We start from the raw sequence: 25199 nt of genomic DNA on the forward strand, positions 1-25199 counted from the left end.
AAATAGAGATAAAAGGAAACAAAATAAATTTCAGATTTTTAGATAAGAAATCCCATAAAGAAGCTGAAAAATTAATATTTCTATCTGAAGTTGCATTAAAAAAGAAAACAGGATTAATCCCTTTTTTATATTGATAAAGTTTTTTATAGTTAAAATTAAGAAAAAAGACATAAGTCAAAATTAACCAAAACAAAAATGCTATCAATCGGGACGGAGTGAACACGACTATATCTGATGAAATAAGAGAAGATACGGGCGAAATGAGAGAAAACACAGACAAAATAACAAGAAACAAGGCAAATTTAATACCATTTACCTTCAAAATAACCCTACCCTCTCCAAGATATGGGAGAATAATCACAAATAGAGACGAAAGAGGAAAAATACTAAAAATAGAAGTTGCAAAATAATAAAATAATCTTATATCAAAGTTTTACCAATAAATTCAGTTACTTCTGAATTTCTAATAAGAATCGTGCGATTAGTTGTAAAAGTTATACCTTTATTTGGAGAATCCTCAAACCCAAGATAAATCCGTTCTATCTTCTGATTTTTCAATTCTTTTATGGCTGGTTGTAAATCCGAATCAGAACTTGCTATAATCGCTGTCTTTAATTCTTTTTTATTGCCAAAGGTAATCATATCAACGGCAATCTTAACATCTACTCCCTTTTCTTTAAATATTAAAAAACTATGACCTTTGGGGCATTTTCCTTCGTGTCCTCTCACTTTACCAGCATAAATAACTTCAAATCCTTGTTCTTCTAAATGTTTTTTTAATTTTCTTTGTTTTTCCACTAATTCAGTAGATTTTTCTTCTGTTTCTTTGTGTTTAGAAACCCTGCCTATATAAAATAATTTTCTATCTATATCAACTCCTGATAAGACTTTATCTAATAGGCCAGAAAAATTATAAATAGAGAAATCTACTTCTTTCTCTTTTTTTCCAGTAGAATTAAGAATAGAGTTTATTTTGCTAATAAAATTGCGACCATCTATAAAAATTATTGTTTTCATAAAATAAAACCTCAGCGGACCTTACGGCTGGCTGAGGCGTTTCTAGTTTTATAATATATCATCATATCTTTTTGTCAATATTTTAAATAAATAATTCTTGTGATTTTTTTATATCGGATATTTTACTTAAAGATAAAAGTGCCCCTTCGTGATCTTTAATATTTCCAGCAATACAACAATCAGAAACAATAGTCACCTTATAATCTCTATCATGAGCATCTCTTACCGTGCTCGAAACTGCCAAATCAGTGGCAACCCCTGCTATAATAACCGATTTTATATTATTATTTTTTAAAACCAAATCTAACGATGTAGAATAAAAGGCACTAACTCTGTGTTTTATAATTATAATATCTTCCTCTTTTATATCTATTTCTTTATAAAAGTCAGTTGCCCATGTATTTAATTTTAATGCTTGGAATTCTTTCGCCTTTCCAAACAAAGGAGATTCTTTTGGTTGTTCATTATAATTTTTCGAAAAGCCAACCTTAACATGAATAATTAAAATATTTTTTTGACGAGCTTTTTCAATAATAAAAGAAATATTTTTAAAAACATTATTCTCTTTTGCAAAAGAAAAATAACCCTTTGATGATAGCTTTCCTTTTTCATTAACTATTTCATTTATAAAGTCTATTAATATAAGAGCCGTATTCATAAATCTATTAAATAATTTTTAAATTTATTACTAAATATTACCAAAAATATTTCTATATTGCAAAAAATAAAAATTATACTAAAAAATAACAAAAAATAAATTTGAAATAAACAGAAAAATAGACTATTATTCACTAGAAACAAACTAACCAAAAAAAATATGTTATCAATCGGAATAGTAGGCCTTCCAAACGTAGGCAAATCAACCTTCTTCAAAACAGTGACAAAAAAACAGGTTGATTGCGCTAATTATCCTTTTTGCACCATTGATCCCAATGTAGGCGTTGTTATTGTTCCTGACGAAAGAATAGACAAGCTTGCAGAATTATCAAAATCAGAAAAAAAAACATACGCAACAGTTGAGTTTATAGACATAGCCGGACTTGTTAAGGGGGCAAGCAAGGGAGAAGGTCTGGGAAACAAATTCTTGGCAAACATCAGAGAAGTCGATGCAATAATATACGTATTGCGCTTTTTTACAAAAAAAGACGTTTTAAGCGTGGAAAGTGAAGTTAACCCTTTAAAAGAAAAAGAAATACTTGATACAGAGCTTATCTTAAAAGACATCGAAACAATAGAAAAAAGAATACATAGCATTAAGAAAGAAAAAACAAAGGAAGCACTAAGAGAACTGGAAACCTTGGAAAAGGCCTTTGCTTTACTAAATGAAAATAATGTTCTTATTGAAAAAACATGGACAACAGAAGAAGAAAACATTCTTAAAAAATACCAACTTCTCACCTTTAAACCAAGGATTTACCTTTTAAACGGAGAAGAGAAAGAGCTAAGTGAAGAAATAAAAGAAAGCTTTAGAAAAAACAACTGGCCTTTTATTCTTGTCGACATTCTTTCGGAATTTGAAACATCCGAGTTTACAAAAGAAGAAAGAGTTTCTTTGGGAATGAAAGAAAACACGGAATTTGACCTTATTATCAAAAAATCTTACGAAATTTTAGGGCTTATTTCCTTTTTAACAACCGGAAAGAAAGAAACAAGGGCCTGGACTATTAAAAAAGGAGAAACGGCAAAAAGCGCCGCAGGAAAAATACACAGTGACTTTTCCGATAAATTCATAAGGACGGATGTTATAAGTTATGATGATTTCTTAAAATTTGAAAGTTGGCAAAACGCCAAAGAAAAGGGAGCCATAAAAACAGAAGGAAAAGAATATATTGTTAAGGATGGAGATATTGTGGAAATAAAGCACGGATAAAAGCCATTTTCCTCCTTTTTCTTTTAAAATTAATTTGTGCTATAATTATTTTGAAAATAAAAAATATTAATAAATAAAAAATATGAATAACAAATCATTTTTTTCGGTAGCAACCCTCTCTCTGCTTTTTCTTACCGTATATATCGGAATTTTGATTGCAAACGGAATTGAAGAAAGAAAATACTTAAGCGGAGAAACAAGAACCATTGTAATTTCTGCAGAAGGAGAGTCCTTTGCAAAGCCGGATATCGCCTCAATCCAGCTTTCAATAAGAAGCGAGAAAGAAACTGTAGATAAGGCAATGGAGGAAAATACAAATAAAACAGATAAAGTTATTGATTTTTTAAAAAAAGAAGGAATTGAAGAAAAGGATATTAAAACAATCTCTTTTAATATTTATCCCCTTTACAGATATGACAAAGGAATGGAAGGATATATTAGTGGATACGAAGTCCTTCATTCTTTGGAAGTTAAAATAAGGGAGATTGGAAAAACAGGCGAAATTATTTCCGGAGCGACAAAAGAAGGAATAAACCAGGCCGGAAACTTGATTTTCTCAGTAGAAAAAGAAGAAGAACTAAGAGAAATGGCAAGAGAGGAAGCTATTATTAAAGCAAAAGAAAAAGCAGAAAAAATAGCATCTCAACTTGATGTAAAAGTAAAAAGAATCGTTTCTTTTTCAGAAACAACAGATAAGCTAAACATACCTCTTTACAGAGACAACATGAATTTTGGAATGGGAGGAGGGCCTGAAATAGGATTTGGAGAAAACAAAATTGTCTCAAACGTAAGCATTGTTTTTGAAATTCGCTAAAGAAAGAGATATGCTGCCGGATTAATAAAACCCTGCGGTTGTTTTTATGTCCTTCAAAGAATTATACAACAAGCTTAATTTAGAACAAAAAAAAGCAGTTGACCTTATAGAAGGCCCTGTAATGGTTATTGCCGGACCGGGAACGGGAAAAACCAGAATTCTTACATTAAGAATTGCAAATATTCTCAAAAAAACCGATATTGAACCGGAAAATATACTGGCCCTTACTTTTACCGATTCGGGGGCTTTTTTAATGCGTTCTAATTTAGTCAAGATTATCGGAAGCTCCGGCTATCTTGTTAATATTTCAACCTTTCATAGATTCTGCAATAACATCATAAACACAAGACCGGAAGATTTCCCGGAAATAGCCGGATCAACAACTCTTACAGACACAGACCAGGTTAAAATCATTAAGTCAATAATTGAGAAAAGCTCTTTAAAAATATTAAAACCCTACGGAGATCCTTTCTTTTATCTTAAAGCTGTTATCTCTTCCATAGATAAATTAAAAAGAGAAGGAATAGGACCAGAAGATTTATCTAAAATAACCAAAAGAGAAAAAGGAGAATTTGAAAAAAATCCCACAGTATTCCATCAAAAAGGAAAACATGAAGGAAAAATGAAAGGAGAATTTCAAAAAATATGGAAACGCATTGAAAAAAACAAAGAACTTTCCGTTGTATACAAAGAATACCAAAAAGAACTCAGAGCACTAAAAGTATACGATTACAGCGATATGATAATGGAAGTTTTAAAGGCGCTCTCTAAAAATAAAGACCTTCTTCTTTCTTTGCAAGAACAGTATCAATACATCTTAATTGATGAGCACCAAGATACAAACAACGGACAAAATAAGATACTCGAGCTTATCGCCTCTTTTCATAATTTTCCCAACATCTTTATTGTCGGAGATGAAAAGCAGGCAATATACAGATTTCAAGGGGCGTCTCTTCTTAATTTTAATCATTTCAAATCTCTTTATCCGGAAATGAAAGTGATAAAGCTTAAAAAAAACTATCGCTCGACAAAAGATATTGTTGACGCGGCAAATGATATTATTTCTTCAAAACTAGAAACAGTATCAAAACAGAAAAGTAAAAAAATCAAAATATTATCTTTTTACAAAAATGAAAGCGAAAACCTTTTTATAGCCGAAGACATTGGAGAAAAAATAAAGAAAGGAATAAACCCTTCAGAAATTGCCGTTATCTATAGAGATAACAAAGACGGTTTGCCAATTGCCCGTTTTCTCCAAAAAAAAGGAATTCCCTTTTCCGTTGAATCGGAAGAACTTTTGACAAACGATATTGATATTAAAAAGCTTGTAATCCTCCTTTCTGCCATAAACGAATTTGGAAATGAAGAAAAAATGATAGAAGCTATGCATCTGGACTTTTTGAAAATAGATTTTCTTGATATTTTCACCCTTATTAAAGAATCACAATTGAAAAGAAAACCTCTATACGGGATTATAAGGTCAAAAGACATCGACTCTTCAACTCTTTACTCAAAAAGAACAATAGTCAATTTCTTAAAAATGCTTTCTTCTTTTGCTGTTTCCTCAAAAAACGACCGGTTTACCTTTTTTCTAGAAAAAGTGATTAATGATTCTGGCTTTCTTTCATATCTTTTGGATAAACCTGATTCTATTGATAAAATTAACAAATTGAAAGTTTTTTTCAAAGAAGCGGAAAAATACGAAAGAAAAGGGCTTAAGGAATTCATGGAATACCTTGAGCTGGCGGAAAAATACAGATTACCAATAAAAAAAACATCTGCAAATTATTCTTCTAAAAAAGTACGCCTTTTAACCGCCCACAGGGCAAAGGGTCTTGAATTTGATTGCGTATATATATCAAAAGCAACATACGGACATTGGGGAGACAGAAAAAATAGGAATATCCTTCCTCTTTCCCCTTTGGTTTTCTCCCTTTCAAAAAACAAAATAGAAGAAGGAGACGAAAACAACGATGAAAGAAAACTTTTTTATGTAGCTCTTACAAGAGCAAAAAAGGAAGTTCTTATTTCTTACTCTGATAAGAACGAAGAAGAAAGAGAGCAGCTCCCCTCAAGATTTATCCAGGAGATTAAAAACGGCTCCTTTTTAAAAATTGAAGGAAAAACGGAAGAAAAATTGATTTTTACTCCTTCCTTGCCAAAAACAGAAGAAATTAAAGACAAAAACCTAATTAAAAACACCTTTCTTTCAAAAGGATTATCGGCAACCGGCCTTAATAATTACCTGCAATGCCCGTTAAAATATTTTTATTCCAATCTTCTTAAAATTCCAAAAAGCCCGGAAAAACATCAAATATATGGAATTGCCGTCCATGACGCTCTTAAGGATTTTTTTGAATCTTTGAGATATAAGAAAACGGATAAAAATTTCCTTCTTCTTAAATTTTCCCATTATTTGAAACGGAAAAACCTTGAAAACTCTGATTTTGAAGAATTAAAAAGGAAAGGAGAAAAAGCTCTTGGCGGATATTATGAATTTTATAAAGGAAAATGGGCAACAAATATCCTTTCGGAATTTAAGATTAAGGGTGTATTATTCTCTCCGGATATTCTATTAAGCGGAAAAATTGACAAAATAGAATTCTTGGACTCCAAAGGAAACGTAAACGTTGTCGACTATAAAACGGGAAAACCGAGAAGCAAAAACTACATTGAGGGAAAAACGGAAAATTCGGATGGAAATATAAAAAGACAGCTTATTTTCTACAATCTCCTTCTTGATAAATACAAGAAGGGAAAATACAAGATGGCTTCCGGGGAAATTGACTTTATAGAACCAAACGAAAGAAATTTTTACAAAAAAGAAAAAATAGAAATAAGAAAGGAAGAAAAAAAAGAAATGGAAGAAATGATCAAAAAAACGGCAAAAGAAATATTGTCCCTTTCTTTTTTAAACAAAGGATGCAAGAAAGAAGACTGCTATTGGTGCAAACTAAATGAAATGAGAGGAAAATAAAACCGCTTTCTTTTGATTATACAGCCAAAAAGGCTTGACCTCTTTTTTTGTTGATGTATTATTATCTATAATGAAATCATCAATGTTGATATTAGTTTTTTTTGTCTTGACCATTATTGTTTTCCCGCTCTTTACAATGGCCGTAAGTTTGCCAAACCCCTTAAGCAATGTATCAAATATCGTAGATCTGATAAATGCAATTATTAGCTTTCTGCAGACAGTTGCTCTGGCCGCAGCTCCCGTAGCCATAGTTGTCGGTGCTTGGTATTTGCTGGTTTCAGGGGGAGATCCGGGAAAAGTAACAACGGGAAGAAATATAATCGTTATTGCCTTAATTGGAGTTGCTATTATCGTCACGGCTAATGTTTTAATAAGTATAATAAGAAACATACTTGGAATATAGGAAAATTCTTCTTTGCCATTGTAAGTTTTCAAACTATTATATATAATGGATAAATAAAGGTCGATTTTAAAGAAATTATATCAAAATAAATTCTTAGAAAGATGAAAAAAACACTACTGCTTAGTATTATCGCATTAAGCGTATTGTCCGTTCCTTTTCTCGGACTTGCGCAAGACAGAGAACTTCCCGAAACCGCCGACCTTGTTGTAGTTATGAAAACTATTGCCAACTGGCTGTTTACTATATTAATGGCCGCAGCGGCGATTTCTATCGTAGCTGCCGGGTTTACTTTTCTTGGTTCAGGAGGAGATGCAGACAAATTGGCAACAGCAAGAAATTGGGTAATTTACGCCTTGGTTGGCGTTTTAGTAGCCCTTCTTGCCCAAGTTTTAGTAAACTTTGTAGACAATATGATTACCAGTTAGTCGCCAAACAGTTAAGAAGGCAGGATCTCTATAATTCCATATTGGATTTCCTGCCTTTTTTTGTTCTTCTTTTTGATGTATTATATAAACATATAAAGGCCTCTGTGGCGGAACTGGCATACGCGCAGCGCTTAGGACGCTGTCCCCTAAAGGGTTGCAGGTTCAAATCCTGCCAGAGGCACCAAAATATAAAAATTGCTATTTACAATTTTTTTTCTTTTTTATATAATAACCGTAATGAAAAAAACATCCCTTTTAAATTTGTTTATTCTTTCTTTTTTATTGCTTGCTCCTTTCTTTTCGGTTTTTGCTCAGGGAGTTTCTACTATAGAAGCCATGTTTTTAAGAGCGGCAAATTGGCTTTTTAGTTTTCTTGTTGTCGGAGCGGTAATTGGAATTGTAATCGGGTCAATAATGATTCTTCTTTCAGCCGGAGACCCGGGAAAAGCCAATTCTGCAAAAATGATAATAATTTATGCTTTAATTGCCGTGCTTATCGGCGCTTTTGCAAGAGGTCTTGTTAACGCAATAATAAATTTATAAAATAAACAAGATTTGTTTTATCCGGCATTTTATTTATAACAAATAAAAATAACCAGCATAAAAAATTTCTGTTTTAAAAATATGAAAAAAATAGCTTTATCGGTTTTTGCTCTTTCTCTTCTGATTGCTCCTTTCGCTCTTTTTGCGGCAGGAACATATCAACCCTTACCAACTTCAGGCAGCGTAGCCGGAATACTTGAAAGTTTAATGACTCTCGCCAACTGGCTCTTTAGCTTTTTGCTTGTTGCCGGTGTTATTGGGATTGTTGTAAGCGGATATTTGTTTGTTTCCTCTGCCGGAGACGCAACTAAGGCCGCATCTGCAAGACAAATGGTTATATATTCGCTTGTTGGGGTGCTTGTAGGAGGACTTGGCGTTATTCTTGTAAACTGGGTAGTAAACGAAATACTTTAATTAAATTAAAGTTTTTTCAATTTAAATGAAAAATAAGATTATAGTTACGTCTCTGCTTTTTTCTTTTTTGCTTTTTCCTTTCCTTGCTGCAATCGGACAAATCGCAGGTGCTCCTCCAGGAGGAGGAATTGTGGCAGGACCGATAGGCAATATAAGCACTCAACTAACAAATATTGCTAATTTCCTGCTTGGACTTATAACAATTGTTAGTGTTATTGGAATTGTAATAAGCGCTTATATGTTTATCTCATCAAGCGGAGAACCGGGAAAGGTTTCCTCTGCAAGGCAAATAATGATATATTCTCTTGTCGGAGCGGTAGTTGGAGCCGTAGCATGGACAATAGTAAATTGGGCACAAGTCGGTTTTGCAGTCGGAAATCCGGCAGAAATTTGGATAACTTCTGCAATTACAAATATTGCTAATTTCCTGCTTGGACTTATAGCAGTTATCGGAGTAATCGGTGTTGTTGTAAGCGGATACATGTTTGTAACCTCAGCAGGAGATACCGGAAAAGTCGCCTCTGCAAGGCAGATAATGATATATTCTCTTGTCGGAGTATTTATAGGAACATTTGCTAGTTTATTTGTAAACTGGGCAAGAGCAGGATTTGGCGTCGATATTGGGCTCGCTTCCACTCTTTTTACTCTCGCCAACTGGCTGGCTACTTTCCTTCAAGCAGGAGGAGTAATCGGTGTTGTTGTAAGCGGATACATGTTTGTAATCTCAGGAGGAGAACCGGGAAAGGTTTCCTCTGCAAGAAATGCCCTTATATATTCCCTTGTCGGAGTATTTGTAGGAACATTTGCCAATTTATTTGTAGGATGGGCTCAGCAGAGCTTTGTTCCTAATATTGGGCTCGCTTCCACTCTTATGATTCTCGCCAACTGGCTCTTTAGCTTTCTAATTGTTGCCGGTGTTATCGGGGTTGTTGCAAGCGGATATAATTTTTTATCTTCAGCAGGAGAACCGGGAAAAGTTGCCTCTGCAAGAAGCATGCTCATATATTCGCTTGTCGGAGTAATTGTTGGAGGACTTGGCGTTATTCTTGTAAACTGGGTTATTGGAAGTTTTCTTTAAGTTAAGAAATATACTTTGCAAAAAAATGAAGAAAAAAAACTTTAAAAAATTAATTCTGCCAGTTGTTCTTTTTCTGCTGTCTTCTCCCTTTATTTTATCTGCCGCGCCTCCTATTCCTGCGGACAGAACAATAACAGGTCTTTGGAATGCAATTAGAAATTTAGCTAATTGGCTTTTTTCCTTTTTGGCAATCGTTAGCGTTATAGGGGTTGTAATCAGCGCCTATATGTTCGTTACTTCAGGAGGAGAACCAGGAAAAGTCGCCTCTGCAAGGCAGATAATGATATATTCTCTTGTCGGAGTAATGATCGGAGGTTTTGCCTTGGTTTTAGTAAACTTTATAGCCGGACTGGCGATTGTATAATTTTCATAACAAAAAATATGAGAAAAAAAACTTTACTGAAAATTTTAACCCTTTGTCTTTTTTTTATTTCCTTATTCAGGATATCAGAAGCTCAGGCCTTTACTCTTGGAGTGCCAACTTTGGAAAGCTTGTATAATAAAATAGTTGCTATTAGCAACTGGATTTTCGCGTTTCTTGCTCTTGGTTCTGTAATAGGAGTGGTTATCGGAGGAATTATGTTTGTCGCCTCAAGCGGAGAGCCAAGCAAAAAAACAACTGCAACAAAAATGATAATATATTCCCTTATTGGAGTTTTTATAGGCAGTTTTGCATGGGCGCTTATAACCTGGATAGGAGGAATAGCGGAAATACGAAATATATAGGTAAATTTTATTTCAAATAAAAATCGGCACATTGTAAAAGGTGCCGATTTTTTAATATCTAAAATACTATTCCAGTTCTACGCTTTTTATTTTCTCCCTTTCTATTATCGGCATCGTGATAATAAGTATTCCGTCTTCTATTTTTGCTTTTGTTCTCTGCTTATCAACTTCAACGGGGAGAACAATCTCTCTTGTAAAGGTCCCCCAATAGCATTCTTTTAAAAAATATGATTTACCTATGTCTTCTTCGGTCTTTTCTCTTTTTCCGCTTATTTTAAGGATATCGTTCTCAATAACTATACCGATATCTTCGGTTCTTGCTCCGGCAATCGGAGCTCTTACTATAAGGTCATCATTTGACCTATAAACATCAATTACAAGCTGTCCTCCCGGCTCGAACCAATCTTCTTTCTCTATCGGCTTTGAAGAAAAGCCCTGTACTTCTTCTTTTTTATTTTTAAAAAATTTCATAACTCGCATATGCTTTTAATTTTTTTTAATTTTGAAAAAGCGTAATATATGATAAAGACAGCAAACAAAACAAGAAAGGCGGAAGAGAACAAAAAGCTTCTCTCTAGTTTACTTATTATAAACAAATTATAGACGGTATGCAATACGGTAGCAAGAAAAATTCCAGTAAAAGTAAAAAGCATCCTTCTTTTTATCTTTAAAAAAGAAAGGGCCATAAAAAAACCAAGCACGGCAGAAGAAAGAGCATGAAGAATAGTGGCTCCAAGAAATCTTAAAAAGCCGAAATAAAAAGCATAGTGATATACTGTCTGACCGAATAATCCTTCGTATCTTATAAAATAAACAAAGTTCTCAACTGCGGCAAAGCCAAGAGCCGCAGTAATCATATAAATCATAGCGTCAATCGGCTCGTCAAATTCAGCATTATTTATAACAGTTGTTCTTACTACAAAAAATTTCAAAATTTCTTCAATAAAAGAAATTATAATGAAATGGTAAAAAAAGAAATAGAAAAGTAACATTTCTTTTCTTACAGAAAATCCGAATAATTCAGTTAATTTCGACTGAAGATATCCGGCCAAAAGAGCCGCTCCTCCTCCTAATATGAAAACAAAGAGAACAGCCCTTTTTGATTCCGGATTTTTATCTTTTCTCAAAAAGATAAAAAGCCAAATAATACTGGGAAGAACGGCAAAAAATAAATAGATCAGATAATTCATTTATAAATATCCTAAGTTTTAGAGCTTGGCCATTCTTCAATAATCAAGTATTTTTTATCTTTTCTCTTTATCGTCTGATAAATTTCTTCTGTAACAAAAGGAATAAAAGGATGTAAAAGCTTTAAGGAGCAGGTTAAAACCTCAATAAGCGTTACTTGAGCTTCTTCTCTTCTTTTTTTACTTAATTCAATATATTTATCGCAGAATTTATGCCAGAAAAAATGATAAATTTCATAAGAAGCTAAATCAAACCTGTAATTATCCAGATATTTTGTAACTTTTTTATTGGTTTTTTTCATTTCGTCAATAATCCATTTATCGTCTTTGTTTTTGATTTTTGTTTTTTTAACCGTTCCTTCATAAGAAAGAACAAATTTTGAAGCATTCCGTATTTTTGTTACAAAATTTCTCATTCCGCGAATTTTATCATCACTTATGCAAATATCGCTTCCGGGACTTGCTCCAAAAACCATTGCAAATCTAAGCGCATCTGCTCCATATTTTTCTATCATCATATTCGGGTCAATGACATTTCCTTTGGATTTTGACATTTTTTGCCCCTTATTATCGGTAACTCTGCAATGGATATGAACTGTCTTAAAAGGAACTTCTTTTGCAAGATAAATTCCGAACATCATCATTCTTGCAACCCAGAAAAATAAAATATCCCAGAGAGTATCAAGAACCGAGGTAGGATAGAAAGTTTTAAAATCCTTGCTGTTTGGATAATTTAATGCCGTAAGAGGCCATTGGCCGGATAAAAACCATGTATCAAAAGTATCTGTTTCCTGCAAAATGTTTTTCCCTTTGCACTTTTTGCAAGGGGCCTCTTCTAAAGAATAAGTTGTTTTCTCATCCGTAGTCAAACTTTGCAATCCCAATTTAATTTCTTCAAAGTCGTAATCAATTTTTAGCTTATCATAAGTGCCACTGACCTTTTTGCCGTCTTTATCTAAGAAATTAATTGTAATGTCACTATTGCAATCCAAACAATACCATGCCGGTATTTGAGGGCCCCAAACAATTTGCCTTGAAATATTCCAGTCGTGAATACTATTCATCCAATCAATGTACATTTTTTTAAATCTTTTTTCCGGAAATATTTTTGTTTTTCCATTTTTTACCGCTTCAAGAGCGGGTTTTGCCAATTTTTCTATCTTTACAAACCACTGAGTAATAATCAGCGGTTCTATAACGTTTTTACATCTGTAACAAACGCCGACAGAATGCTTTAACGGTTCTTTTTTTATTAATTTCCCTAATTTCTCCAGATCCTTTACGGTTTCTTCCCTTGCTCTTTTTACGCTAAGTCCCAAGTATTTTTCCGGCACATTTATCATTTTTCCGTAATAATTAATAATGCTTATAACTTCAAGATTGTTTTTCTCCCCAATTTCAAAATCAACCTGGCTATGTCCGGGAGTTATTTTAAGCGCTCCTGTTCCAAAATCTGTATCTACCGATTTATCCGCAATAATTAAAATTTCCTTCCCAAGTAAGGGTATTGTTGCTTTTTCTCCTATCAGTTTCTTATATCTTTTATCTTTAGGGTTAACGGCAACCGATATATCGGCAAAAATAGTTTCAGGACGGGTTGTGGCAATTTGCAAAGGACCATAATCCAGGTAATAAAGAATGTCTTCTTTTTCAACATAATCAACCTCAAGGTCAGAAAAAGCCGTTCCGCATTTAGTGCAGAAATTAACCAGTTTTTTCCCCCGATAAATCAATTTGTCATTATGCAATTTTTTAAAAGTCCCTATTATTTTTTCAACGATTTCAGGTTCTAAGCTGTATTTGTATCTTGTCCAATCAAGAGAAAATCCCATTTTCTTAAGCTGGCTTTTATTTATATCTTTATTTTCTTCAACATATTTTGCAATCATTTCATAAAAGGTTTTCCTGTCAAAATCAAAACGGCTTTTCCCTTCCTTGCTTAGTTTTTTTTCAAAGACAAACTGCGTCTCAATTCCGGCATGGTCTCCCCCTGGAAGCCAGAGAACTTTTTTCCCCTTCATCCTGTTATATCTTGCCATAATGTCTTGAATAGTAAAAAGGGCATGTCCCATATGCAAAGGGTCATTGGCATTGGGAAGAGGCAATAAAATGGAGTAAGGTTCTTTATGCCTTGAAGGAAGATTATCGGGATTAAAAAAACCGGATTTTTCCCAATCATCATATATTCTTTCTTCAATTTCCCATAGATTTTGGTTTTTTAAATTCATATTTTAAGATTAGCATTTACTTTAGCTTTTTTCCAGTCCTTCCCTTTTTCTTTTTTTAAGAAAGCGGCAAATCCAACCATTGCTCCATTATCTCCTGTAAAGCGTTTTTCGGGAACAAAAAAATTAAAGCCCTTCGCTTTTAATTTCATTTGTTTTCTCAACTCATTATTAGCTGAAACTCCGCCTCCTAAAATTATTGTTTTTACCTTAAAATCCCTTGCTGCTCTTAGTGTTTTTTTAATCAAAACATCTATTATCGCTTGTTGAATTTCTCTTGCCATTTCCCTTTTATAATCACTATTTATCAATTTTTTATCTTCTTTTGTCTTGTATAAAACAGCTGTTTTAAGCCCTGAAAAACTAAAATCATAATCCTTGCTGTTTATCATTGGCCTTGGAAGACAAATAGAAAACTTTTTTTCTTTTTCTTTTTTTGCGGCCTCCTTTGCAATTGACGGCCCTCCCGGATAAGAAAGCCCCAAAATACGGGCCGTTTTGTCAAAACACTCTCCCGCGGCATCATCTCTTGTTTCCCCTATTGTTTTATACTTTCCTATTTTATTCATTAAAACAAGCTGAGTGTGCCCCCCGCTTACTATAAGACAAAGAGCGGGAAAAATACTTTTTTCAAATTGCAATTTTTTTTCTTTCCTTCTAGGAATAAAATTGGACAAAATATGGGCCTCAATATGATTTACGGCAAAAAGAGGAATATCAAAATAAAAAGAAAGGGCCTTTGCAAAATTAAGTCCCGAAAAAAGACAAGGTTCAAGTCCCGGGCCGACAGTAATAGCAATCATATCTATTTTCGGTTTTTTGTATTTTTTTAAAAAATCTAAAAATTCTTTTAAAAGATCTTTTTCTCTATATAATATTTCTTTTATTTTTCCTTCTTTTTTAGAATCAAAACTATTTTCTCTTTCAAGAAGATTTGCTCTTGAAAGGGCTTTTTTTAGAACGATTATTAGATTTTTTTGGTGTTCCCTTTTTGCCAGTGCAGGATAAACGCCACCCCATTTTCTATGGATTTCTATTTGGGAAGAAACAATATTTGAAAGAATTTTTGAATTATCAAGTACCGCTATTCCCGTATCGTCGCAAGATGTTTCTATGGCAAGTATTTTCATAAAGAATAATTTTCTCTTCTTATTATTAAGATACTACACAAATTCTTGATTTTTTTCAATTTTTAAACTATCATATCTACCATAGACCCCATCGTCTAGTGGCCTAGGACATCAGGTTTTCATCCTGAAAACCGGGGTTCGATTCCCCGTGGGGTCGCCATGAATTATCTCAAAATAGGCACAGCCAAAGATTTGAAAGATAAAAAAGAGAGATTTCTTTTCAGATGCCTTGAAATTTTTCCGGGAGCGCTTTCCTGGGGAATTTTAATTGCCGCTATTGTTCTCTCTTCCAAAAAGCCCTTTTTTATTGCGGTCTTTATTATTTCTTTTGCTATTTTCTGGTTTTTTCGCTCTATTTATTTCTCTTTTCATCTCTGGAGCGGGTATAAAAAAATGGCAAAGCATGAAAAAACAAACTGGATAAGAAAAATATCGGCAATTAAAGAGTGGGAGGATATTTATCATCTCATAGTAATACCAATGTATAAGGAGCCTTTGGAAATTGTAAAAGAAAACTTTGAAGCCATTTGCAAGAGCGACTATCCCAAAGAAAAAATGATCGTCATTCTCGCTTGCGAAGAAGCGGCAAGAAACGAAGTTTTAAGTACGGCAATTGAGATTGAAAAAGAATTTTCTTCAAAATTTTTCAAATTTATGGTTTCTTGGCATCCTGAAAATATCCCCCATGAAATTCAAGGAAAAGGAGCCAATGAAACATGGGCTGCAAAAAAAGCAAAAAAAGAAATCATTGATCCTTTAAAAATTCCATATGGAAAAATAATATTTTCTTCTTTTGATGTTGACACTTGTATTTTTAAAAAATATTTCAGCTGTCTGACATTTCATTATTTAACGGCAGAAAAACCTACAAGGACAAGCTTTCAGCCAATCCCTCTTTTTATAAACAATATATGGCAAGCTCCGGCATTCTCAAGGCTTTTTTCTTTTTCTTCTACTTTTTGGCACACAATGAACCAGGAAAGGCCAGAAAAATTAATTACCTTTTCTTCCCATTCAATGAGCTTTAAGGCGCTTGTTGACATTGATTTTAAACAAACAAACGTAGTTTCCGACGATTCAAGGATTTTTTGGCAATGTTTTCTTAAATATGACGGAGATTATAGAACGGTTCCTCTTTATTACCCGATATCAATGGATGCCAATGTCGCAAAAAGTTTTTTCAGAACTTTGATAAACATATATAAACAGCAAAGAAGATGGGCTTACGGCTGCGGAGATATTGCCTACTTTCTTTTTGGATTCTTTAAAAACAAGAAAATACCTTTTTGGAAAAAAATATCTTTGTCTTTCGAAGTTATTGAAGGGCATATTTCTTGGGCAACGGCAAGCATTCTTATTTTTATCCTTGGATGGCTTCCTATTTTAATAGGAGGAATGGAATTTTCCCAAACGGTAATATCGTATAATCTTCCCAGAGTAATGGGGAGGGTTCTTGCGGTGGCAATGCTTGGTCTTATCAGTTCAAGTTATTTGAGCTTCATTCTTCTTCCTCCAAGACCGCCAAGTTTTGGAAGGTATAAATATGTTTTCTTTCTCTTTAGCTGGGTCCTCTTTCCTCCAACCATGCTTTTTTTCGCTTCTATTCCTTCCCTTGACGCACAAACAAGATGGATGCTTGGAAAATACATGGGTTTTTGGCCAACTGAAAAGGTTCGCAAAAAACAGTAATAATTATTCCAAGTGAATTTTTTCTCTTAATCTTTTAAGGCCCTCTCCAAGGTAAAAATTCTTTTTTAAAAACGGATCTTTTTGCAATGTTTTTTTAGCCGATTCTCTTGTTTTTTCTATAAAAGGTAGATTTTTTAAAGAGGACATTACTCTGTCTGGCATTCCCCACTGCCTGACTCCTATAAAATCTCCCGGGCCTCTCATTTCAAGATCTTTTTCGGCAAGTTCAAATCCGTTTTCAGAGCTTACTAAGGCCCTTAACCGTTCATATGTTTTTCTGTTTGAAGAATCCGTAAACAAAAAGCAGTATGACTGGAATTTTCCCCTTCCAACTCTTCCTCTGAATTGATGCAATTGAGAAAGTCCGAATCTTTCCGCTCCTTCTATTACCATAACCGTGGCATTTGGAATATCTATTCCAACCTCTATCACGGAAGTTGAAACAAGAATTTCCCCCTTGTTTCTTTTGAATTCGTCCATGATTTTTTCTTTTTCCTTTGTTTTCATTTTTCCGTGAAGCATTAAAATATTCAAATCAGGAAAAACCTCTTTTTTAAGCCGCCTGTATTCTTCTTTTACCGCTTTAATTTGAATATCTTCTTTTTCGCTTGCTTCTATCCTTGGACAAATTACAAAAACCTGCCTGCCCTTTTTAATTTCTTTTCTGATAAAATTATAATATTTCTTTCTTTCGTCAGGTTTTATCACTTCAGTTATTATTTTCTTTCTCCCTTTAGGAAGTTCGTCAATCAAAGAAAGATCAAGGTCTCCGTAAACAGTCAAGGCAAGCGTTCGAGGAATAGGAGTTGCCGTCATTGAAAGAAGATGGGGAATTGTTACTTCTCCCTTTTTTTTACAAAGTTTTGCTCTTTGTTTTACTCCAAAACGGTGCTGTTCATCTAAAACAACAAGGGCCAGCTTTCCGAATTTTACCTTGTCTTGAATTAAAGCATGAGTCCCTATTAAAATATCTATTCCCGTCTGAATCTTGCCTGTTTTTTCATTGGTTTTTCCAAGGGCCATTTCAAGAAGTTTTTTTCTTGATATTTCAATAACGCTGTTTTTCAGTTTTTTTGAATAAAATTTATCTTCTTTTCCAGTTAAAAGCCCTATATTCACATTGAAATTTTTAAGCAAATTGAAAATTTCTTTAAAATGCTGCTTAACCAGTATTTCGGTCGGAGCCATAAAAGCGACCTGATACCCCGCTTTTATCGCGTTTAAGGCGGCAATAGCTCCGACAACCGTTTTGCCGGAACCGACATCTCCTTGAAGAAGGCGGTTCATAGGCCTGTCTTTTTCCATATCTTTTAATATTCTCCATGAGCATTTTTTTTGAGCATTGGTAAGTTTAAAAGGAAGATTTTCAACAAAGGGCTTTACGTTGTTAAGATTTATAGGGAGAGAAATCGCTTTTTCTTTAGAAAGCTTGGCTCTTTCTCTTAAGACGAAAAGCTGTATTAAAAAAAGTTCTTCAAAAGCAAATCTTTCTCTTGCTTTTTTTGCCAAAACCTCCGAAGAAGGAAAATGAACTTGAGTTATTGATTCTTTTCTGGTTAAAAAATTATTTTCTTTTATTACTTCTTCGGGCAGTATTTCAAAAAACTTATCTTTATACTTGGAAAGAGAGATACTGATAAGCGAACGAATCCATTTTGAAGAAACTCCGGCTGTTTCGGGATAAACAGGAGTAAGGCGCCCGGTATGAAAGGCCTCTTTTTCTCCTATTTTCTCATAAACAGGATTTAACATTTTGTCTCCAGAGACTTTACCGGAAAGGAAAATGCCGTCTTTTTCTTTAAGCGTTTTGGTCAAATACGGTTGACTGAACCAAATTGCCCTTATTGTTCCCGTTTTATCTTTGATAAGGGCTTCGGTGATAAACATTTTCTTTTTCCAAGTTTTCAAAATACCTATTTTGACCACTTCTCCTTTTATAGTGCAAACCTCATTGCTCTTCACGTTTGATATGCTTATTATCTTTGAAAAATCATCGTATCTTGAAGGAAAATGAAAAAGAAGGTCATTTATGGTTTCAATGCCCAATTTTTTAAACCTCTTCTTATAACTTGGACCGATGCGATATATATTTTCAATAGGAATATTCAGCATCTTTTTACTTTAGCAAAATAACACCTAAAATAGAAGGAAAATAAAACAAGATATCTTTCATATCTTTTTTAAAAACATACTTAATCTATAGATTTTATCTAAGTGCGTTTGTTTGACGAAATCCGAACCTATTTTGAACGGAACTGACCCGCTCCGCCCCGCCGCCGCTCGCTAACGCTCGCCAGCCAGCAAAAAAGTTTTCTTCGCTTTTCCTGATTTGCGCGCGCCGAATTTTTTCTTCTAAAAGGAAAAGAAAACTTTTTTGCTGGCTTCTGCTCTGACCGAGCAGGGCGGCGGGGCTTCGCTTCGGCTCGGGCGCGGCGGAATTCCCCCCACACCCCCCTTCCGCCGCGCCCTCGCTTGGACGGCCAATTTTTTCGGCGGGCTTATTTAATACTGACAAAAAATCTACTTTTTGCAATACAACTATTATTCTTTACAACAAAACAATTAACATAGTGTGTTCCCTTGTATTTTGTATGTTCATCGCGCCTGTTGCTTCCCTGATCGTCAAGAACTTCGCCTCGTAAATCGCCCGCCCTTTCTGCTTCCTGACCAGTATTTACTACTTGCCAAAAAACTTTTTTGGGATCGGGAATACTTGATGTATCAACATAAAACCGCAGTTTCCACCCCTTGGGTAGTTTTCTACTATTAGAATAATAGTTTTCTTTGTATTTACCAAGTGTTGGATTAAAGAGTTTGGAAGTTATTTTTATATCATATTGTAGATTTTCGGCATAAGGTAAAACTTTTTCGTGAGATTGTTTTGAAGTTAAAGATTCCTTTTTTTGTGGATTAAACGTAAAAATTTTATTCCATTCCTTTATTGCCTCGTCTGTTTTTCCGTTATCTTCTAAATCAACCGCACTTCTAGCAATAGTAGCTTCTGTATTTATTAAAAACTTTAAATTTCCCCGCTCATCATCTGTTAAATAATCATCTACAAGGTTGTCCGAGTTTGCTGGGTCAACAATAATAGCACTATCTAAGTAATCCTTTGCATTATCAAAAAATAAATTTATGCCTTTAGAATAAGATTCGAATTCGAAATTATTTATAATTTCTATCGTTAATAATTCAAGATGAAATGACTTAACATAGCTACACTTATCTCGTTTCCAAGATTTTAGAAGTTTGACCAATGGTACTAAAAGTTTGTTGGCGGCGTTATTTGCCTCGGTTAATTTTTCCCCGTGAATTTTTGGGTTAGATTCTAACCAAAGATCGCTATTATCAGAAACATGAGGGATTTTATAAAGCTCACTGTTTATTTCAAATGCAGGGATAACATCAATACTAAACTCTTCATCATATTCAATCGTAACAGAATGAGTTTGTTGAAATACTGTTTTGTCCGGTAAAATTTCCTTTAGCGTTTTTTCTAAGAGGTTAAGCAGTTCGCTCGGCTTCAAATCTCCATATTTTTCATCATTCAAGACAATAAAAAAATCAACATCTTTTGGTGGACGAATTGCGGTATTTCGAGAATACGAACCAGTTAAAAATGAGTAGGTCTCGTCGTTATCTTTGCCCTTAAATTCAAGTTTTGTTTCAAGTTGTTCTCGTAATTCAATATGAACCTGAACTTTTTTAACATCCTCCTTTGTGAGGTTAATGTGGTCGGCAAGATATTTATCAAATTGTTCTTGTATGGTCATACTCTTATTTTTGAGGAAAAGTCGAGAGAATAGTAAAAACATCATTAACCAATCGTAACGGGACTTGGCAAGTTGAGTACCACGAATAATTTCTTAACTTGTCGAAAACATCTTTGGGAATTTCGTTTTTTGAATAGACAATAGCAGGTACACCTGCATTTTTCGCCCCGTTGAAAATATCGTCAAAGTTTGTCATGCCCTCGCTGTAACCAATGATTATCAAGCTATGGTCTTTAATCCGATCTATATTTTGGTGTTTGTCGGTAGGGTCTTCGGGGACATTAAAAAGTTTGCTGTCGCGTAATAGTTTTGTTTCCACTTCCATATCTTCACCTGTGGATTTGAAAATCATTATTGGCCGACGACGATTGTTAAATAAACGAATCTCTTTTCTGAAAAAGAATCTTAGGAAAGCGAAGCAAACTAATACGCCCAAGATAAAATAAACGGCAAAATAAATAAGTGAGTAAATATCCATTGCGGTTGTTAAGTTTTGCCAAAAGTTTTCCATACTATTTGCTCGATGTTAATACGAAACTATCTCAAAAGATAGATCGTTATTATCCAAATCAAACTCGACAAATTTGAGGCGCGCGCACCGATTGCTGTTTGTCTGATTAAAGCGGTTGAAGCTGTCAATCAGTCGTTGATAAGCGTTTGATTGTTTATCAACTATTTTCTTTGCTACTAAAACCGGCTGAATGTCGCTTTGGCGGTTCGGAATATAATACTGTTCTATCCAATCCACATATCTTTGAATTTGGATAACATTTCTTTCGTCCGCTTCAACCGCTTTTAACTCAATGGGAATTAGTGTTCTTTGTTCGTTTTGTATCACCGACGGCATAACATCAATTCTCTGCATACCAACACCACAAGAAACCTCGTTGCCGAGCCATTCAATTTGTGCGCCGTTGAGTATTGTTTCGTCTAAACTCGCATTTGTTCCTTTGCCGAGATTCTTTGTTATATATGCCTGCAAATGTGATTCAAAAGAATTTCCGGCTTGATACTTTGCAATCAATCGCGGCAACAAATTTATTACTTCTTGCCGTCCGGTATAAGTCCTTTGCCTTTCATTCAAGCAAACGATTTTCTGTTCTACTGCGTCAAATGAAAGCACTTTATCACGACAATTTAATTCCGCTCTGTTGTTTTTGTTTCTGATAAGTTGTGTCAATCGTTCTGCCTCATAAATCGTTATCATCGTGTTGCCGCGATTACCTTTAAGTTTTCGGTATATCAAGCTCCACAACATTTGATTTGGCGAAGTCATATTTTTGATTTCGTCCAGTGCTTCCCACTCGGTTACACCCTCGGCATAAATTTTATACGGCTCAATAAGAGTTCTAAATGTCAGCGATTTTCCTAACTCGTTTTTGAGATATTGCTGGCGGTCGTTATTGTCCAAAAACGACCAGTCGTTTTTGGCCTTGAAAATCCCAAAAAACTTACCCTCAAAAATTTTCTTTGAAAATTCTTGTTGTAAGTAGAAAATGATTTGATCTCCGCGTCTAACTCTGCTCCCGTCGGCAATCATGCCGATGAGCATATTTTCCGTTGTTGCGTGGAGCGAAGTATTTGAATTATTGTTGAAGTCAATTTTATTATCTTTTGCGCCAGTGCCAGCGAAAAGATACTCCAAGTGGAGTTTGAATGTCGTTGAATCAACAATGAAAACGTGTGTCGTCATACTTTTTTGAAAACTAAAATATATTCGTGTTTGAAGATGTAGAAACCGCCAACAAGCGCGCGATATCTCCACAGATTTTCTTGATTCAATTTCGCGCGATTATTCGCCATATTTTTTACTAAAATGCTTTTCAATTTCAAACCTTGTCCGCGTTTTAGCGTTTCTTGCATAAGATAAAAGCCAAGCGGCACCCATTCGCTATTTGTGTATTTATCGCCTATAACAATAGCCAAATATCTATTCTTGTCTAACAAGTCAGAAAAGTTTTCTATCACATCGCCGAATTTTGTAGTAAATTCTTCAACGGTTGCGGCGTTGCACAAATCCTCTTTTTTGTTGCTGAATTTTATTATGTCGTGATATGGGGGGTGCAAAATAATCATGTGGACGCTTTTTTGGCCATTCTTTTTGAGAGTGTCTAAAACTTTTTCGCGCGCTTCTTTTGTTGTGCTATCAGCAACAATAACTTCCGTAAAAACTTTGTGGCCGTTTGGAAGTTCGCTATTGATATTTTGCACTGCCACGCGCGCGACTTCCGGCATAAGTTCAATGCCTATGCCATGCCTTCCCAACCTTTTTGACTCAATTAGAGATGTGCCGTGGCCCAAAAAAGCGTCCAAGACAACATCGCCTTTTTTTGTAAAACGCCGCATCATCTGATTCGGAATTTGCGGAATAAAATTGCCGTGATAGGCGTTGTTGTGCGCGCCCGATTTGTCGCGCTCGCCAATCAGCCACAAACTATCAGTCAAAAGGTCTTTGTATTCTTTCCAATCATTCAAATTTAAGTCGTTTATTTTTGCCATAGTATCAGTTTATTAAATCGTCCATTTTAACTTCCAAAGCTTTGGCGATTTTTTGCAAAGTTTCAAATGTGGGATTTTGATTAACGCCATTCTCTATTTTAACAATGGTATTAAGCGACAAATCAGCAAGCCGGGCTATCTTTTCTAACGAATAGCCCTTTTCTGCTCTGATTTTTTTGATATTAACTCCGATCTTGTTGCTTGCCATTTGATTATATTATAATATATAGAGTATAATCTATATATATCCTTCTTTCAACTTTAATGATAACAATTTTTCAAAACTTGAGCAAGCAAAAAGGGAGTTCCTTGACCTCGCCCGCGCACGGGAGTGGTGGGGCAAGGGCGAGATTTAACTTGAAGCCCGCCGAAAAAATTGGCCGTCCAAGCGAGGGCGCGGCGGAAGGGGGGTGTGGGGGGAATTCCGCCGCGCCCGAGCCGAAGCGAAGCCCCGCCGCCCTGCTCGGTCAGAGCAGAAGCCAGCAAAAAAGTTTTCTTTTCCTTTTAGAAGAAAAAATTCGGCGCGCGCAAATCAGGAAAAGCGAAGAAAACTTTTTTGCTGGCTGGCGAGCGTTAGCGAGCGGCGGCGGGGCGGAGCGGGTCAGTTCCGTTCAAAATAGGTTCGGATTTCGTCAAACAAACGCACCAGTATTAAACTTTCAGATTTTTGGCCGACGAGATTGGCCGCGCTTCGCGCGGCTGAATAGGGAAACACTGGCTCGCCGCGCACGGCGCGGCTCGCCAAGCACAGGTTCGAAATCCCTTGCGATTTTAAGTATTTGCTTTGCCCATTATGAATAACGAACAACATAAATTTTTCCTATACGCCCGCAAGTCCACGGATGTGGAAGATAAGCAGGTTCGCTCGATTGAAGACCAGATCGCAGAATTGCGCGCCTTTACCAAGCAAGAAAACTTGAATGTTATTGATGTACTCATTGAAAAACAATCAGCCAAAATTCCGGGTCGTCCTATTTTCAACGAAATGCTGGACAAAATAGAGCGAGGAGAAGCAAACGGAATTTTGGCTTGGCACGCGGACAGATTGGCGCGCAATTCGGTGGACGGCGGGCGTATCATTTACCTTTTGGACACCGGAAAACTTGCGGCGTTGAAATTTCCCACGCTGTGGTTTGAGAATACGCCGCAAGGAAAATTTATGTTGAATATTGTATTCGGGCAAAGCAAATACTATGTGGACTCTCTTTCTGAAAACACGAAGCGAGGTTTGCGCCAAAAAGTGAAGCGCGGAGAATATCCCGGCCCCGCGCCCATCGGCTATATCAACGATAGCCGCACAAAATCGGTGGTAGTGGACAGAAAGAAAGCAAAAATCATTCGCGGGGCCTTTGAACTCTACGCCGAGGGCAATTCGCGATTAGATGATATTTCTGACTTTTTGGCGCAACGCGGGATACTATCCCGCGGCGGAAAGAGAATCCACAAGACGAGGGCGACTTTTATCCTTTCCAATCCGTTCTACACCGGATTATTCAAATACAGCGGTGAACTTCACGAAGGAAACTACGAGCCAATCATCGCAAAGAAAATTTTTGATAAAGTCCAAGAGGTTTTGAAGCAGAGAGGAAGGCCGCACCACAAAACCAAGTATGAACCGCAAGATTATTGCGGATTATTGAAGTGTGGCTCTTGCGGAATGTCCATCACTGGCGAATACAGGGTTAAAAAGCAAAAGAATGGCAACACGCACGATTATATTTACTACCACTGCACCAAGAAAAATAAATCGGTGAAGTGTCCCGAACCCTGTATTCGCCAAGAGGAACTAGACAAACAAATTTCCTCTCTGCTTCAAAAATTTTCTTTGCGTGCGGATTGGGCGGAAAAGTTATTGGAAATGGCGGAAACAGACAAAGAAAAGTCCGCCCAATCCGTTTCTGTTTTTGTTCTTGAGTCGCAAAATCAAATCCGCGCCATAAATGAGAAACTCCAGCGACTTCTTGACGGCTATTTAGAGCAGGATATTGAGCGAGAAATCTACCGAGAACAGAAAGCTATCCTGTTATCAGAAAAGAAGTCGCTGGACGAGAAAATGGCACGGATTGAACAAAAGCAGAATGATTGGCTCGAACCGATGAAAGAATGGATAAAAGTCGCTTCAACTCTCGTCAAAATCGCAAGGGATAACAACCTTTTGGAGAAAAAGGTTGCTGCCAAAGAAATCTTTGGCTCGAACCTGCGCTTGGCGAGCCGCGCCGTGCGCGGCGAGCCAGTGTTTCCCTATTCAGCCGCGCGAAGCGCGGCCAATCTCGTCGGCCAAAAATCTGAAAGTTTAATACTGGTGGGCGAGATGGGAGTCGAACCCATATGAGGTAATCCTCGCAACATTTTAAGTGTTGTGCGTATGCCTTTCCGCCACTCGCCCGTTTTTTTTATTACAACCCCTATGAGTATTTTTTAAAGAATGA

At 35.6% G+C, this 25199-nt stretch carries 27 protein-coding genes and 3 tRNA genes; 16 read left to right on the plus strand and 14 right to left on the minus strand.

Annotation, left to right across the window (positions count from 1 at the left end):
* Positions 1–215 precede the first annotated feature (215 nt).
* Positions 216–410 (plus strand): hypothetical protein, encoded by a 195-nt coding sequence (locus PHH50_03015; protein MDD3729258.1) that lies wholly within the window; start codon positions 216–218, stop codon positions 408–410.
* Between the two features lie 10 nt (positions 411–420).
* Here PHH50_03015 and PHH50_03020 read toward each other — a convergent pair whose 3' ends face one another.
* Positions 421–1017: an NYN domain-containing protein gene (locus PHH50_03020; protein MDD3729259.1), complete on the minus strand. Its 597-nt coding sequence runs from the start codon at positions 1015–1017 to the stop codon at positions 421–423.
* Positions 1018–1099: 82 nt separating this feature from the next.
* Positions 1100–1675 (minus strand): cysteine hydrolase family protein, encoded by a 576-nt coding sequence (locus tag PHH50_03025; protein MDD3729260.1) that lies wholly within the window; start codon positions 1673–1675, stop codon positions 1100–1102.
* A 159-nt stretch (positions 1676–1834) separates the two neighbouring features.
* Between PHH50_03025 and ychF the strand changes: the two genes are divergently transcribed.
* The 11 genes from ychF (at position 1835) to PHH50_03080 (ending at position 10267) form a co-directional block, all read left to right on the plus strand.
* On the plus strand, positions 1835–2887 hold the full coding sequence (ychF, locus tag PHH50_03030; protein MDD3729261.1) for a redox-regulated ATPase YchF: 1053 nt from the start codon (positions 1835–1837) through the stop codon (positions 2885–2887).
* 82 nt (positions 2888–2969) lie between these two features.
* Positions 2970–3701: an SIMPL domain-containing protein gene (locus PHH50_03035; protein MDD3729262.1), complete on the plus strand. Its 732-nt coding sequence runs from the start codon at positions 2970–2972 to the stop codon at positions 3699–3701.
* A gap of 46 nt (positions 3702–3747) precedes the next feature.
* The gene (locus tag PHH50_03040; GenBank protein ID MDD3729263.1) at positions 3748–6678 is read left to right on the plus strand and encodes an ATP-dependent DNA helicase; all 2931 of its coding nucleotides are present in this window, start codon (positions 3748–3750) and stop codon (positions 6676–6678) included.
* Between the two features lie 82 nt (positions 6679–6760).
* Positions 6761–7081: a hypothetical protein gene (locus tag PHH50_03045; protein ID MDD3729264.1), complete on the plus strand. Its 321-nt coding sequence runs from the start codon at positions 6761–6763 to the stop codon at positions 7079–7081.
* A 101-nt stretch (positions 7082–7182) separates the two neighbouring features.
* Entirely contained in the window at positions 7183–7506 is a 324-nt protein-coding gene (locus tag PHH50_03050) for a hypothetical protein (protein ID MDD3729265.1), read from the plus strand.
* 98 nt (positions 7507–7604) lie between these two features.
* Positions 7605–7690, plus strand: a tRNA-Leu gene (locus PHH50_03055).
* A 53-nt stretch (positions 7691–7743) separates the two neighbouring features.
* Entirely contained in the window at positions 7744–8049 is a 306-nt protein-coding gene (locus PHH50_03060; GenBank protein MDD3729266.1) for a hypothetical protein, read from the plus strand.
* Between the two features lie 81 nt (positions 8050–8130).
* Positions 8131–8463, plus strand: coding sequence for a DUF6112 family protein (locus PHH50_03065; protein MDD3729267.1), 333 nt, complete (start codon positions 8131–8133; stop codon positions 8461–8463).
* A gap of 25 nt (positions 8464–8488) precedes the next feature.
* A complete protein-coding gene (locus PHH50_03070) occupies positions 8489–9541 on the plus strand; it encodes a hypothetical protein (protein MDD3729268.1) in 1053 nt (350 codons plus the stop codon).
* A gap of 25 nt (positions 9542–9566) precedes the next feature.
* A complete protein-coding gene (locus PHH50_03075) occupies positions 9567–9905 on the plus strand; it encodes a hypothetical protein (GenBank protein MDD3729269.1) in 339 nt (112 codons plus the stop codon).
* 17 nt (positions 9906–9922) lie between these two features.
* Positions 9923–10267 carry a hypothetical protein gene (locus PHH50_03080; GenBank protein MDD3729270.1) on the plus strand — a complete coding sequence of 115 codons (345 nt, stop codon included), beginning with the start codon at positions 9923–9925 and terminating at the stop codon, positions 10265–10267.
* A gap of 66 nt (positions 10268–10333) precedes the next feature.
* Here PHH50_03080 and PHH50_03085 read toward each other — a convergent pair whose 3' ends face one another.
* From PHH50_03085 to PHH50_03100, 4 genes are read right to left on the minus strand one after another with little or no spacing between them, the layout of a single operon-like run.
* Positions 10334–10738 (minus strand): Hsp20/alpha crystallin family protein, encoded by a 405-nt coding sequence (locus PHH50_03085; GenBank protein MDD3729271.1) that lies wholly within the window; start codon positions 10736–10738, stop codon positions 10334–10336.
* A complete protein-coding gene (locus PHH50_03090; protein MDD3729272.1) occupies positions 10735–11457 on the minus strand; it encodes a PrsW family glutamic-type intramembrane protease in 723 nt (240 codons plus the stop codon). Before PHH50_03090 ends, PHH50_03085 begins: the two co-directional genes overlap by 4 nt.
* 11 nt (positions 11458–11468) lie before the next feature.
* The gene (locus tag PHH50_03095) at positions 11469–13682 is read right to left on the minus strand and encodes a valine--tRNA ligase (protein ID MDD3729273.1); all 2214 of its coding nucleotides are present in this window, start codon (positions 13680–13682) and stop codon (positions 11469–11471) included.
* Positions 13679–14809 carry a tRNA (adenosine(37)-N6)-threonylcarbamoyltransferase complex transferase subunit TsaD gene (locus PHH50_03100; GenBank protein MDD3729274.1) on the minus strand — a complete coding sequence of 377 codons (1131 nt, stop codon included), beginning with the start codon at positions 14807–14809 and terminating at the stop codon, positions 13679–13681. Before PHH50_03100 ends, PHH50_03095 begins: the two co-directional genes overlap by 4 nt.
* 84 nt (positions 14810–14893) lie before the next feature.
* On the opposite strand from PHH50_03100, the gene PHH50_03105 reads away from it, so the two are divergent.
* Positions 14894–14969: transfer RNA gene (locus PHH50_03105), tRNA-Glu, on the plus strand.
* The gene (locus PHH50_03110) at positions 14969–16498 is read left to right on the plus strand and encodes a glycosyltransferase family 2 protein (GenBank protein MDD3729275.1); all 1530 of its coding nucleotides are present in this window, start codon (positions 14969–14971) and stop codon (positions 16496–16498) included. The genes PHH50_03105 and PHH50_03110 overlap by 1 nt, the downstream gene beginning before the upstream one ends.
* A 3-nt stretch (positions 16499–16501) precedes the next feature.
* Here the strand turns inward: PHH50_03110 and recG are convergent, their stop codons facing one another.
* From recG to PHH50_03145, 7 genes are all read right to left on the minus strand, one after another.
* Entirely contained in the window at positions 16502–18610 is a 2109-nt protein-coding gene (recG, locus tag PHH50_03115) for an ATP-dependent DNA helicase RecG (protein ID MDD3729276.1), read from the minus strand.
* Positions 18611–18704: 94 nt separating this feature from the next.
* Positions 18705–19013, minus strand: a complete 309-nt coding sequence (locus PHH50_03120; GenBank protein ID MDD3729277.1) for a hypothetical protein — start codon at positions 19011–19013, stop codon at positions 18705–18707.
* Positions 18997–20271 carry a nucleotidyltransferase gene (locus PHH50_03125; protein ID MDD3729278.1) on the minus strand — a complete coding sequence of 425 codons (1275 nt, stop codon included), beginning with the start codon at positions 20269–20271 and terminating at the stop codon, positions 18997–18999. The genes PHH50_03120 and PHH50_03125 overlap by 17 nt, the downstream gene beginning before the upstream one ends.
* A 4-nt stretch (positions 20272–20275) precedes the next feature.
* Positions 20276–20782 carry a hypothetical protein gene (locus PHH50_03130; GenBank protein ID MDD3729279.1) on the minus strand — a complete coding sequence of 169 codons (507 nt, stop codon included), beginning with the start codon at positions 20780–20782 and terminating at the stop codon, positions 20276–20278.
* Positions 20783–20797: 15 nt separating this feature from the next.
* Positions 20798–21964 carry a DUF91 domain-containing protein gene (locus tag PHH50_03135; protein ID MDD3729280.1) on the minus strand — a complete coding sequence of 389 codons (1167 nt, stop codon included), beginning with the start codon at positions 21962–21964 and terminating at the stop codon, positions 20798–20800.
* The gene (locus tag PHH50_03140; protein MDD3729281.1) at positions 21961–22770 is read right to left on the minus strand and encodes a DNA methyltransferase; all 810 of its coding nucleotides are present in this window, start codon (positions 22768–22770) and stop codon (positions 21961–21963) included. Before PHH50_03140 ends, PHH50_03135 begins: the two co-directional genes overlap by 4 nt.
* Before the next feature lie 4 nt (positions 22771–22774).
* Positions 22775–22978: a helix-turn-helix transcriptional regulator gene (locus tag PHH50_03145; GenBank protein MDD3729282.1), complete on the minus strand. Its 204-nt coding sequence runs from the start codon at positions 22976–22978 to the stop codon at positions 22775–22777.
* A gap of 56 nt (positions 22979–23034) precedes the next feature.
* On the opposite strand from PHH50_03145, the gene PHH50_03150 reads away from it, so the two are divergent.
* Positions 23035–23571 carry a hypothetical protein gene (locus PHH50_03150; GenBank protein MDD3729283.1) on the plus strand — a complete coding sequence of 179 codons (537 nt, stop codon included), beginning with the start codon at positions 23035–23037 and terminating at the stop codon, positions 23569–23571.
* Positions 23564–25102 carry a recombinase family protein gene (locus tag PHH50_03155; protein ID MDD3729284.1) on the plus strand — a complete coding sequence of 513 codons (1539 nt, stop codon included), beginning with the start codon at positions 23564–23566 and terminating at the stop codon, positions 25100–25102. Before PHH50_03150 ends, PHH50_03155 begins: the two co-directional genes overlap by 8 nt.
* Here PHH50_03155 and PHH50_03160 read toward each other — a convergent pair.
* Positions 25071–25156 (minus strand) — tRNA-Leu (locus PHH50_03160). The two genes, PHH50_03155 and PHH50_03160, sit on opposite strands and share 32 nt — an antisense overlap.
* Positions 25157–25199 lie beyond the last annotated feature (43 nt).

The organism is Candidatus Paceibacterota bacterium (assembly GCA_028697015.1).
Lineage (GTDB): Bacteria > Patescibacteriota > Minisyncoccia > Minisyncoccales > GWA2-38-27 > JAQVFW01.

What these genes read in the sequence shown, in the direction of transcription:
- PHH50_03035 (MDD3729262.1), top strand. Translation starts at nt 2,970, where the DNA reads ATGAATAACAAATCATTTTTTTCGGTAGCAACCCTCTCTCTGCTTTTT.
- PHH50_03040 (MDD3729263.1), top strand. Translation starts at nt 3,748, where the DNA reads ATGTCCTTCAAAGAATTATACAACAAGCTTAATTTAGAACAAAAAAAA.
- PHH50_03100 (MDD3729274.1), bottom strand. Translation starts at nt 14,809, where the DNA reads ATGAAAATACTTGCCATAGAAACATCTTGCGACGATACGGGAATAGCG.
- PHH50_03020 (MDD3729259.1), bottom strand. Translation starts at nt 1,017, where the DNA reads ATGAAAACAATAATTTTTATAGATGGTCGCAATTTTATTAGCAAAATA.
- PHH50_03050 (MDD3729265.1), top strand. Translation starts at nt 7,183, where the DNA reads ATGAAAAAAACACTACTGCTTAGTATTATCGCATTAAGCGTATTGTCC.
- PHH50_03150 (MDD3729283.1), top strand. Translation starts at nt 23,035, where the DNA reads ATGATAACAATTTTTCAAAACTTGAGCAAGCAAAAAGGGAGTTCCTTG.
- PHH50_03080 (MDD3729270.1), top strand. Translation starts at nt 9,923, where the DNA reads ATGAGAAAAAAAACTTTACTGAAAATTTTAACCCTTTGTCTTTTTTTT.
- PHH50_03155 (MDD3729284.1), top strand. Translation starts at nt 23,564, where the DNA reads ATGAATAACGAACAACATAAATTTTTCCTATACGCCCGCAAGTCCACG.
- recG (MDD3729276.1), bottom strand. Translation starts at nt 18,610, where the DNA reads ATGCTGAATATTCCTATTGAAAATATATATCGCATCGGTCCAAGTTAT.
- PHH50_03085 (MDD3729271.1), bottom strand. Translation starts at nt 10,738, where the DNA reads ATGAAATTTTTTAAAAATAAAAAAGAAGAAGTACAGGGCTTTTCTTCA.
- PHH50_03060 (MDD3729266.1), top strand. Translation starts at nt 7,744, where the DNA reads ATGAAAAAAACATCCCTTTTAAATTTGTTTATTCTTTCTTTTTTATTG.
- PHH50_03145 (MDD3729282.1), bottom strand. Translation starts at nt 22,978, where the DNA reads ATGGCAAGCAACAAGATCGGAGTTAATATCAAAAAAATCAGAGCAGAA.
- PHH50_03075 (MDD3729269.1), top strand. Translation starts at nt 9,567, where the DNA reads ATGAAGAAAAAAAACTTTAAAAAATTAATTCTGCCAGTTGTTCTTTTT.
- PHH50_03090 (MDD3729272.1), bottom strand. Translation starts at nt 11,457, where the DNA reads ATGAATTATCTGATCTATTTATTTTTTGCCGTTCTTCCCAGTATTATT.
- PHH50_03070 (MDD3729268.1), top strand. Translation starts at nt 8,489, where the DNA reads ATGAAAAATAAGATTATAGTTACGTCTCTGCTTTTTTCTTTTTTGCTT.
- ychF (MDD3729261.1), top strand. Translation starts at nt 1,835, where the DNA reads ATGTTATCAATCGGAATAGTAGGCCTTCCAAACGTAGGCAAATCAACC.
- PHH50_03140 (MDD3729281.1), bottom strand. Translation starts at nt 22,770, where the DNA reads ATGGCAAAAATAAACGACTTAAATTTGAATGATTGGAAAGAATACAAA.
- PHH50_03065 (MDD3729267.1), top strand. Translation starts at nt 8,131, where the DNA reads ATGAAAAAAATAGCTTTATCGGTTTTTGCTCTTTCTCTTCTGATTGCT.
- PHH50_03135 (MDD3729280.1), bottom strand. Translation starts at nt 21,964, where the DNA reads ATGACGACACACGTTTTCATTGTTGATTCAACGACATTCAAACTCCAC.
- PHH50_03045 (MDD3729264.1), top strand. Translation starts at nt 6,761, where the DNA reads ATGTTGATATTAGTTTTTTTTGTCTTGACCATTATTGTTTTCCCGCTC.
- PHH50_03095 (MDD3729273.1), bottom strand. Translation starts at nt 13,682, where the DNA reads ATGAATTTAAAAAACCAAAATCTATGGGAAATTGAAGAAAGAATATAT.
- PHH50_03125 (MDD3729278.1), bottom strand. Translation starts at nt 20,271, where the DNA reads ATGACCATACAAGAACAATTTGATAAATATCTTGCCGACCACATTAAC.
- PHH50_03025 (MDD3729260.1), bottom strand. Translation starts at nt 1,675, where the DNA reads ATGAATACGGCTCTTATATTAATAGACTTTATAAATGAAATAGTTAAT.
- PHH50_03110 (MDD3729275.1), top strand. Translation starts at nt 14,969, where the DNA reads ATGAATTATCTCAAAATAGGCACAGCCAAAGATTTGAAAGATAAAAAA.
- PHH50_03130 (MDD3729279.1), bottom strand. Translation starts at nt 20,782, where the DNA reads ATGGAAAACTTTTGGCAAAACTTAACAACCGCAATGGATATTTACTCA.